General features: G+C 47.6%; 8 protein-coding genes. 4 read left to right on the forward strand and 4 right to left on the reverse strand.

Annotation, left to right across the window (positions count from 1 at the left end):
- Window positions 1-12: 12 nt before the first annotated feature.
- A complete protein-coding gene (locus tag GF401_17420) occupies window positions 13-801 on the reverse strand; it encodes a hypothetical protein (protein ID MBD3346839.1) in 789 nt (262 codons plus the stop codon).
- Window positions 798-4,301, reverse strand: a complete 3,504-nt coding sequence (locus GF401_17425) for a hypothetical protein (protein ID MBD3346840.1) — start codon at window positions 4,299-4,301, stop codon at window positions 798-800. The genes GF401_17420 and GF401_17425 overlap by 4 nt, the downstream gene beginning before the upstream one ends.
- A gap of 105 nt (window positions 4,302-4,406) precedes the next feature.
- Here GF401_17425 and GF401_17430 point away from each other — a divergent pair, with 105 nt between their 5' ends.
- Both GF401_17430 and GF401_17435 read left to right on the forward strand, forming a co-directional pair.
- Window positions 4,407-5,741: a DUF512 domain-containing protein gene (locus GF401_17430; protein ID MBD3346841.1), complete on the forward strand. Its 1,335-nt coding sequence runs from the start codon at window positions 4,407-4,409 to the stop codon at window positions 5,739-5,741.
- A complete protein-coding gene (locus tag GF401_17435) occupies window positions 5,728-6,522 on the forward strand; it encodes a pseudouridine synthase (protein ID MBD3346842.1) in 795 nt (264 codons plus the stop codon). The genes GF401_17430 and GF401_17435 overlap by 14 nt, the downstream gene beginning before the upstream one ends.
- A gap of 11 nt (window positions 6,523-6,533) precedes the next feature.
- On the opposite strand, the gene GF401_17440 is transcribed toward GF401_17435, so the two are convergent.
- The gene (locus tag GF401_17440; protein ID MBD3346843.1) at window positions 6,534-6,722 is read right to left on the reverse strand and encodes a hypothetical protein; all 189 of its coding nucleotides are present in this window, start codon (window positions 6,720-6,722) and stop codon (window positions 6,534-6,536) included.
- 2 nt (window positions 6,723-6,724) lie between these two features.
- Window positions 6,725-8,989 (reverse strand): DUF342 domain-containing protein, encoded by a 2,265-nt coding sequence (locus tag GF401_17445; protein MBD3346844.1) that lies wholly within the window; start codon window positions 8,987-8,989, stop codon window positions 6,725-6,727.
- A 137-nt stretch (window positions 8,990-9,126) separates the two neighbouring features.
- Here GF401_17445 and priA point away from each other — a divergent pair, with 137 nt between their 5' ends.
- The gene (priA, locus tag GF401_17450) at window positions 9,127-11,331 is read left to right on the forward strand and encodes a primosomal protein N' (protein MBD3346845.1); all 2,205 of its coding nucleotides are present in this window, start codon (window positions 9,127-9,129) and stop codon (window positions 11,329-11,331) included.
- 8 nt (window positions 11,332-11,339) lie between these two features.
- The coding region (locus tag GF401_17455) for a hypothetical protein (protein MBD3346846.1) at window positions 11,340-12,353 on the forward strand (1,014 nt) is incomplete at its 3' end.

Raw genomic sequence — 12,353 nt, forward strand, 5'->3', positions numbered from 1 at the left:
AAATCTCTCTTTTTACGGTTGCCATTCGATATCTGTCATCTCTCCATAGAGCCTTTTTGTCACTGTTCCAACGCTGATAGAGAAACTAAACTCTTCAATGGGTGCTCGATTATTAAAATCGGCTTCGGGTGATAAGGAAATTTCAAAAGAGATATAGGGAAGGTTATTTGAAGCTATTTTCATGCGTGGAAAGAAATCGATTGAAAGCCATCCACGAAGATTATTGACGTTGGAATATTCACCGGATATATCGTTATAACTTCGATTTTCGCCCATAATTACATAGAGCATGGGACCTGCAGTAATATAGCCGAAACCGGGAATATGAAATTGTACGCCAAGCACACCGGCGCCATCGGTGCCGCCATAGAAAGCGCCCTGGTCATTTTCTGAGGTGAAATAGGTTGCCTTTGCAATGCCGACTACCGCTAGACGCTCATTGAAAAAAAACGGTGAGGATACTTTGAGATGCCCTCCGCCAGAAAACCCGAAATTACCATCAAAAACACCAACCGTATCTGTTACTCCCGTATCCCCGGCAACACTCATCTGCACAGCACCAAGGTCGATCCCGAAATTAATCATCGATACCGGAGAATAAGAGAGGCGTGCATCGACTCGATTGAGCATGCAAGGAACCGTATCAGCGGTAATACTGTATCCCCCGAGATGATATGATATTCCCACCGATGCACGGGCATCGGGGATAGCAACGGTTGGATTGGCAATAGGCGATGCATTGCCGGTGCTTCCGGATATTAAAATCAGGCAGAGAAATGTTAGAATTGTCTTTTTGATCATGGTCGGTATCTCCAGTAAACGACATCTTCAAGCAGTATTGGCAAAATAAACTCATCAGGACTCACGGTAACGATTCCCTGACTCTCGGCACTGAGTGAAATCTGTATGCGAAGAGCATCGGATTGTCCGTAAACCAATTCGTTTTGGGCAATGCCGTTTTCGGTTTGAATTGTCCGCTCTATGGTAACCGCTGTGGCCGGGTCGGGTATTCCATTCTGATTCCAGTCGATATCAGGATACCCCCCGGTAACCCGGACTCCTCCCCAGGTCAGGGTCGAGTCGTATCCTCTATCTGGGTCTCTATACTCTTCTTCAGTCATATTCGGGTCTTTCAGCGGCTCATAAATATCCCGTTTGCCGTTGGCATTGAGATCGAGATAGACAGTATCCCATATAGCATTTCCAGCACCATCAAACGCTTCGACATACCCATGCGCCGGTTCGGGAAATGAATCCCTGATACCGTTCCAGTTAATATCTTCAAAACCCGGCCCCGGCTGAAAAACACCGTTCCCGTTAACATCCTCACCACGATTCGCAAAGCCGTCACGATTTTTATCTTCACCGTTATCGAGCCGGTAATTATCATTCATATCTTCAAATGGCAGAATTGTCCGCACCGTATCGACTTCCCACCACCAGTGCCAGTAACCCTGAACCGAATGAGTATTCCAGCTGAAATCGGGAATGAGCTTATAGATACAGTAGCCGATAATTTTTGCAGTAAAAGTAACTTCGGTGCCGTCGGCCACAGGGTTTCCGTTGATATCACTCACGATTGCTGCAACATTCATGGTGTAGGTGCCGTCTTTGTTGTCGACAATTTCACCTATATCCCGTCGAATGGTAATGTAATGGGGAGGACCGGCGATAGTAAATTTTACCGTATCCGATTTTATTGAGGTAAAATCACCTGCAACAATCCAGATGTCGCGGTACATACTCGGTATCGATCCTGAGATAAGGTACGTTGTCGCTTTACCGTCCGCACCGGTGATGGCGGTTGGCGGGTCGAGAAATTCCCCACCGCCAGGGCCGCTGATCAAATTAAATGAAATAGTGGCGTCGTTAACCCTGTTTCCTTCATTATCATAGGCAATGGCGGTAATTTTCGCCCGGTCACCATTGGTGCTGATTACCTCGGGAGTACCTGAAAGCTTGATACTTTTGATTAAATCCGCTTTGAAATAGAGCTGTATCGATTTTGACGTTATCTCTCCGCCTTTCGACGCTTTTGCTGCAATAGTAGCATAATTTGCAAAGTTCGGATTTCGCATGTAAAACGATATCTTCCCATCGGCAGCGGTAGTGCCGGTATGCACAAAGAGAGTATCCGACTGTCCCGGAATATCACCAAGCGTTATACTGACTTCGGCCTGAGCACCGCTTATCGGCGTGGTTCCATCGCCTTCAATGTAGGTCACTGTAATAAGTGTGCTGTCTGCCCCGTTTGCTACGTAACTATGGGGTACCCCCGCTGCGGGGACCGTATCGATTAACAGGTAACGTGATGAATAATACACCACGGTTTTGGCCGATGCCCCTGCCGATTCGAAGGTGATGGTATCGGGGCCGATACCGGTTCCTACAACTTTGAAAGTAGCTTCACCACGGTTATCGGTGATTGAATCAACGGGAACAATAACTGTTTGTTCCTGTTGCCGCCGGTAGTCAAACCGTTCGCCGACTATAGGGTTGTTCATGGCGTCGGTAAGGGTCAAGCGTATTGTGCTGGTATCCTGACCACTGGAATTGATACTCTGGGGGTTTGCCGCCGCACTTACTTCTACTCCGGCAAATTCAACCTGAATCGAAGCGGTCTTGGTAAGATCATTGGCAAGAGTGGCTGTAACCGTAGCAATCGCATTTCTTCGGTCGGAGGTCAGATGTATACTTGCCTTACCCTCTTGGTTGGTTTCTGCCGATGATGGTACCATGCCGACATCGGTGATAAAATTGATAACATCTCCCACAATCGGATTGTTATCTTCATTTTTAATCTGCACGGTAATAAGTGACTTACTGGTTCCATCTGCCTGAATTACCGATGGAAGCGCATAGATAGTCATTTCCCGCCGGGTAACGCATTCGAGCGATGTTTCAGCAGTGGCAACTTCCTGTGCATTATTTATTGCCGTAATTTCCAGCCGAATGGTGCCTTCATAGGGAAGTGCGCTGATTATAAATGAACACTGGCCAATCGAATCACCACTTGCATGGGTTGTTCCGACAAGGGTGTCGGATATTGCCGAGCCCTCTTTTGATTTATAATGGCGTATAACTTCGACTCTCTTATTTGGCAGTGGAGTACCGTCATTTTGATTGAATTTTACCGTCAGCTCCGAATGATTCTCCCGCCGGGCCTGAATAATATTCGGATACAGCGCAACATCGAGAATAAGATCGGTTACGTTGATATTGATTTTCGCTTTGGTACCGGCCGCTCTCACGGTTATGGTATCGGTCCCCGGTTGATCGCCGGAAATAAATGCCCTCGCAATACCGTCAAAACCGGTCATCGAATCGACTGTCCCCGATTGAAAGGAGAGATTGGAAAGCGATTCATTGCCCAGAGAAAAGAATATGGGAGTGTTTGCTATAGGTTCGTTCGATGCATTCCGAAGATGAGCAGTCAGCCAGGTCGTGCCACCCAGTTTCAGATTGGATGAATCGGTGGAGAGTGAGATGGAAACACCCTGAAAGGCAACCTGTGTTTCATCGCTCATATTCAGATCCCCGGCCAGGTAGACCGTGATAAATGCGGTATCATTGATATTCGTACTGGTGAGTTTGGCCCTCGCAGTCCCGTTTGCATCGGTAATACTCTGGCCTGCCTTTTCTTCACTTGGAGGATTCACACCGCCGATTATTCCCGCAGATGTTATGAATTGTATCGGCTGACCTGCAATTGGATTATGATTCGAGTCGATGACGGTGACATTAACATAGGTAAAATCCTTTGCATCCGCCTTGATACTCGATTTCTCGGGGAGCACCTTTATCAGTTTCTGAATTTTAACCGGTGTGTCGGTGACATCGAAGCGAATTACCCGGGAAACTCCCTGATATTCGAATGTTATCTGAACGTTCTCATCTTCGGTGGTATGCCAGTATTGCACTCGTGCGCGGCCATTGTTGTCGGTTATTATTACGTTACTCGAAAGATTTCCTGCCGAGGCCGATGCTTTCACCGTATCGCCGGTAATAGGCTGTTTAACCGCGGTTATGGTTGTGTCCTGCCAGAGTGTGATTGTGATATCCATTGTATCACCTACACTGACATAGAGACTGTCCAGGGAGGCAAAAAGCAAAGGTGTGCCTTTAACAGGAATTTCAGGTCCCTGCTGGGTAGGTTCATCCTGGGGAGCACTCGGATTGGCCAATGAACCGAGATCATCCTGGATAGTACATACAAACGTGCCTGAACAAAGCATTACCAATCCAATTGCATAGAAAATGAAACGGGGTTTCACAATGATACTCCTGAGGTTAAATTTCATTTTGGGCGCCGATTAACTATAAGGGCAGTGAGAACGTATATTATTATTATTATATAATTTAAACTTAAAAGAGTACAATAATAATAATTTTACGCAGCATCATTTATGACTTTATCATGCAGGGGAATAATTGTCAAGAATGTGGCTCCCGACTCACCGGCTTCCCGTGCCGGTCTGCGGAAAAATGACCGTATCGTTGCCGTTGACGGCCACATGATTGAGAATGACATGGATTTCGGCTTTTATTCCTCAACCGACCAGGGTGATATTACCTTCGTTCGAAAGGGAAAGCAATTCACCTGCTCTTTCTTCCGGGAGCCGGGTGTTTTTCTGGGGCTCGACTGCTATCCTCAGCCCCTGAAACGGTGCCCGAATAAGTGCCTGTTCTGTTTTATCGACCAGCTCCCATCCGGACTGCGGAAATCGTTGTATGTTAAAGACGAAGACTATATCCATTCTTTTATTCACGGCAACTATATTACCTGTGCAGGACTGCGGGACCGGGATGTCAAAAAAATTTCCCGTCTCGGTCTTTCGCCACTCTATATCTCTGTTCATGCAACCGATCCCGCAGTACGAAACCGTCTTCTGGGCAATCGCAAGGCTCCCGATATCCGGACCCAGCTCCGGATTTTTGAAGAGGAAGGTGTCGCTTTTCATACTCAGATTGTTGTCTGCCCCGGTATCAATGACGGCAGTGTCTTGACAAAAACAATTGCAGACCTCATGGAATTTGATGAAAGTCTTCTTTCTATCGCTGTCGTTCCGGTTGGGTTAACAAAATACCATAAAAATAATCTTACCCTCTTTACTCCCCAAAAGGCTCGTCGGGTATGCGAAGGAATCAAAGAAATAAGCGATTATCATAGAGCGCATGAGGGGTTCCGGCGAATATTTTGTGCCGATGAATTTTTCCTGCTGGGCGGTGTTCCTCTCCCGAAACGATCCTACTATGAAGACTATCCTCAAATTGAAAACGGTATCGGACTGGTCAACCAGCTGCTCGAAGAGTGGGGGAGAGTAAAAAAAACAGGTTTGAATAGTAGGGGAAGCCATAAAAAGAACGGCTCGCCCAAACGAATTGCCCTGATTACATCACTTCTTGCCGCACCCTTTCTACAGGATATTGCCGGGACTATCGAACAGGCAATCGGGAGTGTCCTTTTGGATGTTGTACCTGTTGTCAACAATTTTTTCGGTTCCTCGGTGACTGTCGCCGGTCTGCTTAGCGCATCGGATATTATCAGGGCCGTAAAAAATATGGATTCTCCGGTTGATTATATTATTGTTCCCGATATCATATTTAATACTGAAGGATATACGCTGGACAGCTATTCACTACAAAGAATGGAGCGGACGGCAGGGGTACCTTTCAAATCGGTCGATTCGGTTACCGAGCTGGTAGAATGGATTACTTTATCGCGTTATGAAAAAAAATAATACCGGAACCCGGAACAAAGAGCGGCAATTTTCCGAAGAGGAACCTGTTCGTCTGAACAAGTATCTGGCTCAGTGCGGTCTTGGCTCGCGGCGTGCCTGTGATGAACTCATCGCTTCAGGAAGAATCTATCTCAACGGAAAACGGGTAAAAGAACTCGGGGTACGAATCAATCCATTAAAAGACAAAGTCTCCTACAAAGGTAAAGAGCTTACCGCAGTACATACACTCGAATACTGGATTCTTCATAAGCCTAAAGGCCCCCTGGTGACTCATCATGACCCCGAGGGAAGAGAGACTGTTTTTGATTATCTGAAAAAGCAGGGAAAAGATCTGGACCGGCTTAATTATGTCGGTCGTCTCGACAGAAATTCGGAAGGTCTTCTGTTACTCACCAACGACGGCTCTCTTATTCATGGGCTGACCCATCCGCGATATCATATCAAAAAGGTCTATCGGATTAGAATAAACCGCAAACTTTCGCCTGAACACGCGTACCAGATGGTAAACGAAGGCGTACTCTCAAAAAACCAGGAACTACATGCCGGAGAGATAAAGACTGCAGAGAGTCCATCGAAAGGACAACACTGGTATGAAGTTGTTCTGTACGAAGGGAAAAACCGTCAGATCCGGAGAATGTTCGAAGAACTTGGATATACCATAGTCCGCCTTAAACGTATCCAGTTCGGCTCTCTCCGCCTTCGTACCCTGCCAAGAGGTGCATTCCGTCAGCTAACATCACGGGAGGTAGCGGCGATGAAGAGTGTTGGGTACAGGGTATAGGTACAGGATTTTCAAACATTCAATCCCGACAGCACTTCGGCACAGTGCTTTTGTCTCAAATCTCCCTTTTCTTCCCCTTCATTTGTCGCGATCGTTCTCCTGACGTTGTCCTGAGCATGCGTTTCACTGAGTGACACATTGAACATGCGCCGCATTGAGTCTATCGAAATGTCGAAAGATCTTTTTGTCTCTTTTTTCAACCTTATAGTATCCTGAACTGATTCTTGATCAGCCGCACGGTTTTGGGGCCGATGATTTCATCTTTGACAAGAAAATAGCGGGGGCCGATTTTAAACATGGTTCCCGGCATTGCCGCATGAGTAATCTTAATGAATGCATTGTCGGTGTCGCGCATCTTTTTTTCTACGGCGCTTTTTCTCTTTTCCAGCTCCCCGAGTTGCTGGTCGTACCGTGCCAGGGTGTTTTTGAGCTTTGTAAAAAGAAACTCTTCTTTTGGGGGAAGTTTTTTGCGGATTTTGATCAATCGCTGAAATCGCCTTATCGGTTCGGCGAGCTTTTCTTTACTCTCGTTGATTTCCTTTATTTGTGATTCAATTTTTTTCAGACCCTCGACCATGGTGAAATCCAGACCGACTTCAAGTATTGTACGAATGCTGCTGTTGTTTCCGACCGTGTGGACCGTAATTGAATCCCGTGCGATAAGGTGGCCTCCCGCAGCGGAGAGCGGATTGCCGAATATCTCGATTGAGTTTTTGGCATAGATTGTTGCATTGATGGCTTCCTTGGCAATGGAGACGCTTTTCCGGGATCTGACCTGTTGATTCTTGAGAAATCCGATGTTGACATCTCCCTTGGCGTCAATTAACCCCTTTCCCTGCCCCACAAATCCGAGTTTACAAAGAATATTTCCTCCCACACTGAGATGAGCATCTTCGATAGTACCTGAGACCTGGAGATCTCCGCCGCACTGAACCGAAAACCCGGACTTCACATCACCATTCACCACAATTGACTTTGGATAGTTGAGATTCCCCGTCGAAAAGTCGATGTCACCCGGAACAACAAAGCCCTCACTTACCTCAACCAGACTGCCGTCATATTTAACATTGCCGTCTGTGCCGGAAATTAAAACTTCCGGGTGGTCGGGATGAGGTTGCGTGTTGGCGCCGGCAGGAAGTTTTGCCGGGCTGCCGTCTTCGGCAGGAAGCTCTCTTCCGGTGATATCCTTCCCGGGTTCTCCCTTTGTGGGGGGGGCAAGACGAGCGAGTTCATCACCTTTGGCAACCGACTTGACAATGCTCAGGTTTTTGAAATCGACACTGCCGTCGGGATTGGACTTGGGCTTCAGAGAGGATGAGATATCAAATAAAAATTCAACTTTACCGTCCTTGCCATTTTTCGGCCTGACACCTTCAGCAACAACAACCGATTCTCCGGGATACTGGTTTTTGGTTATTGAGTCGGCCAACCGGGCCAAAGCATCATTTTTAACACCAACAGTAATTTTCTCATTCTGCAGAAGCTGTTTGATCGTATCCATTGATGGAGCTTTGCCTCCGGGGCCGGGAGCATGAAGAGCAATGCGGGCGATCATCATGTCCGGTTCCAGACTCAATTCCGCGGAACCGTCAAAATCAAGGGGCAGAACCCCGGCCATCCCGTCCACAAAATACGCAACCCCGCAAGCTTTTGAGACAATTTCGTTTTTCTCCGATACATACTCCACCGTCTCATCGAGACCGAGCTTCTCCCTGATAATTTCATCGATAGTGACCAACTCACCTTTGATATTTTTCCCGGGAACAGGCGGCATACCCATCTGGCGTGCCGCAATTACCGTTCCTTTATCAACCCGGTCGATCTCGACTCCAATTTCGGCAATCTGCCAGTAATGAGAGGCATTTTTTATCTCATTGCAGTAATAGGAATCTTCGATATATTTAACCCTGAATTCCAGTTCGCCTTCCTTACCCGGTGTCGGAGGCGCACCCTGAGCAATGCTTTCAATTTCACAGGCTTTCTTCTCTTTCTCCCATCGCTCAATCAATTCGGAGACTTTTTTCTCGTTTATGCCGTACGTAACCTCGTATTGTCCCAAAACTTCCATTATTTTGTCGTATTCCAAGACCTCATTCGGTGCTCCCAGCGGTTCGACAATCATATTAGCCGACATGAGATCCTCGGAAACAAGTAACCTGATATTCGGTACTACCGGCCGGGCTTCTTCGTGGTGATTGTGATGGTGTTGGGAGTGATGGTCGGTGCTCTCTTCCTCTTCTTCCTCCTCATAGGTTTCTTCAGATTCACTCTCATCGAACTCATCATCCAACGACGCAAGTTCTTCAGTGGTTGCCGCCTGAACTTCTTCAATACCCCGTTTTTTTAATGTCTCGATAAGCTTCTCGGTAAGCTCGGTGGAAGCATTTACCAGAACAGCGCCATTCGGCATAACAACATCCTCAACAAGCACCATTCCGGGATTGACATCTTCAATGTTGATAAGCAAAAGCTAAGCCCCTGGGTACAATAAATGGCAAGAATTATGAAAATATCGGCAAAAATTGTCGACTAGTATTAATTTATACTATATCTCAGTCTCATAAATCATAACAATACCTCGGAAGAGGGTCAAGAAATTTCTTCATGAATCGTTCAAAAGACCAAATTGTCAGCGTCGGTTTCCCTGTCGCTATTCCCGGTGTTTTCGATTACATACTCCCCGAGAAATTCGAAGGCAAGGTTGTTCGAGGCGCACCGGTGCTGGTTGAAGTCAGGAAAACAAAACTCTGGGGAGTGATCGTTCAATTCAAGGATTCATCGCCCTGCAAAAAACTCAAACCGGTACTGGAGATTAAAACCGGAAAATGGACCGATTCAAACCGTTCGCTTATCGAGTTGTATGAGTGGATCGCATCCTATTATCAGTGTGAAATCGGTAAGGTATTCAAGCCGGTGGTGCGCAAAAAACTCATGGAGACCGCACCCAAAGAGGTAATAAACTACCGAATAGCAAATCCGGAGGTAGGAAATCTCACCCCGCGTCAAAAGGAAGTCCTCACCGGTCTACTTTCGGACAGCGCCCATGAATGGACCGGCCCGGTCCTTCAGAAAGAAAAAGGTATTTCCCATTCCCTGCTCTCAGCGCTCTGTTCCAAAGGAGCACTGGTACGGGAGCGGAAAACTGTAATCAGGGAAGCCACCGAACTCAGCAGAGGCGGTGAAAAAATGGAGATATGCCTTACTACAAAGCAGGAAGCCGTCTTTTCCACTCTGAAAAGAGCACTTGCCACTCCTGCAAAACCCTACCTTCTTCACGGTATTACCGGCAGCGGTAAAACCTATGTCTATATCGAACTCGCCAAAACGGCATGTGCTATGGGCAAAGGGGTTATCATTCTGGTTCCCGAAATATCATTAACGCCCCAGACAATTCAGCGGTTTAAGAATGCCATGGGTGATGTAATTGCCGTGATGCACAGCCGGATGTCGGATGGCGAGCGGCGAGACAGCCTCGAACAGGTGGTGACCGGCAAAAAGCGGGTCCTGATCGGCGCCCGGAGCGCCATACTGGCACCCATGGATAATGTGGGGTTGATCATTGTCGATGAAGAACATGATTCGAGCTATAAGCAAGGAGAAATGGAGCCTCGCTACAATGCCCGGGATACCGCAGTGATGAGAGGGAAATTCCAGCAAGCCCTGGTTGTGCTCGGAAGTGCAACGCCATCGATGGAAAGTTATCATAACGCTCTCCAGGGAAAATATTCCCTTCTGGAACTGAAAAAAAGAGTCGGTATCGCCAGACTTCCCCTGGTCGAGATAGTCGACATGAATGCCGAACATAAAGAAAACAACTGGACATTCCTCTCCCGTCTTCTCCACTGGCGGATTACCGAGACACTCAAAAAGGGAAGGCAGATTATTCTACTTCTTAACAGAAGAGGTTATTCGGTATCCCTTATCTGTAAAGATTGCGGTCATACCTATATGTGCCCCAACTGTTCGGTGCACCTTACCTATCACCGGGTGGAGTTCTCAATGAAGTGTCATCAGTGCGGCCACATGATACGCGCTCCGGAGGTGTGTCCCAAATGTAAGGGAGAACATATCAAATACAGGGGAACCGGCATTCAGAAAGCCGAAGAGTATCTTCGTGATGTTTTCCCCGATGCTCGCATATTGAGGATGGACCAGGATACCACCCGGAGAAAGGGGGCGCATGTATCGATCCTGGAAAGTTTTGCCGAAAAGAAAGCCGATATCCTTCTGGGTACCCAGATGGTGGCAAAGGGACTCGATTTCCCCGGTGTCGCCTTAGTAGGCGTTCTTCAGGCAGATATCGCGCTTCATATACCCGATTTTCGCTCTTCGGAAAGAACATTTCATCTCCTCACCCAGGTAGCAGGACGGGCCGGGAGAAGTGATGACACCGGCGAGGTTATTATCCAGACCTATTTCCCTCAAGACCCGGCTATCATCATGGCAAAGGAGCACGATTTTTTCGGTTTTTTCGATCGGGAGATTGAGAGCCGTAAAGCATTGTTCTATCCTCCCCACGGACGGTTGGCGCGAATCATTGTTCAGGGAGCAGAAGAGGTCAGGGTCCGCGAGGCAATCGGCCGTATCGTTGTGGAGGCGAAAAGGGCCGCTCCAGACGGAATTATCCTCCTGGGACCCTCACCGGCAATTATCAGCCGAATCAAAAACGACTTTCGCTATTCGTTGATTTGTAAGAGTAACAGTGTATCCTTACTCAATAAGGTGCTTGCCCGGATCCGAATGGGGCCGGTAAAAAAGATGAAAAATATCAAGGTTATCGTTGATATCGATCCTTATTCGATGATGTAACAGATTGAATGGAACCAGCTAAAATTATAGAAGGCAAAAAATGGCAATGGGCCGGCAAGATTGCGGTTACCGCAATTTTCCTGTATCTGGCCAACAGGAGTATCAGGGGAAGTGACCTTACACAGGTATGGTCGAAAGTGACATTCTTTCCTGTTGTTCTCACCCTGGCTTTCAGCATTGCAGGATTTCTGCTTCAGGCTCGACGGTGGCAGATTATTCTCGCCCATGACAGCTTTCCTTCAGGCTACCGGATCGCGCTCAAGACTGTTTTGTGGGGCAATACCCTCGCCTTTATCACCCCCGGGAGAGTGGGGGAGTTTCTCCGCGGCCTCGAAGTGGATACTCATCGGAAAGGCGATTCGGTTATCGCAGTGATTGTGGAGAAAGCCTACATTGTCGGCACGACCGCACTTATCGGACTCCTCTGTTTTGCCGGTAATATATTTATCGTACAGAAAACACCCCGGGTCAATGAAGTTGTTCTTTTGTGTATGATTATCCTTCTGGCACTCTTTGTCGCTGCGGTGTTCTGGAAACGGGACATTGTCAAGGAAAAACATGCCTTTATGAAATATATCGCCCGGGCATGGAAAATGTTTCCCCGTCTGTATACCTTCGCCGGACAACGTGCCCTTCTCTATTCACTGCTCATTCACGGAATTCTGATCCTGCAGACTGCATTGTTATTCAGGATGTTTGGAAGCACCGATATGCTTGTCAATTACCTGGCCGCCGGGCAGGCCTATGCATTCATGATATTTATCCCCTTCTCAATTGCAAATATCGGTATCCGGGAGTACAGCTTCGCACTCTTCCTGTCAAGCGGCGCTATCGCCGAAACGCTGGAAGGGCCGGTGTCGAGTATCAGCCTGGGGGCATCGATGATGATTTTAGGGGCGAATATATTTTTTCCAGCCTTCGTGGGACTGATCTGGGAACTGGTTGATAGTCGGGGGAGAGGGAGAGATGGTGAGGGGAGAAAAACGACGCGACGACGCGACGACGCGACGACACGACGACAC

Source organism: Chitinivibrionales bacterium, assembly GCA_014728215.1.
GTDB lineage: Bacteria > Fibrobacterota > Chitinivibrionia > Chitinivibrionales > WJKA01 > WJKA01.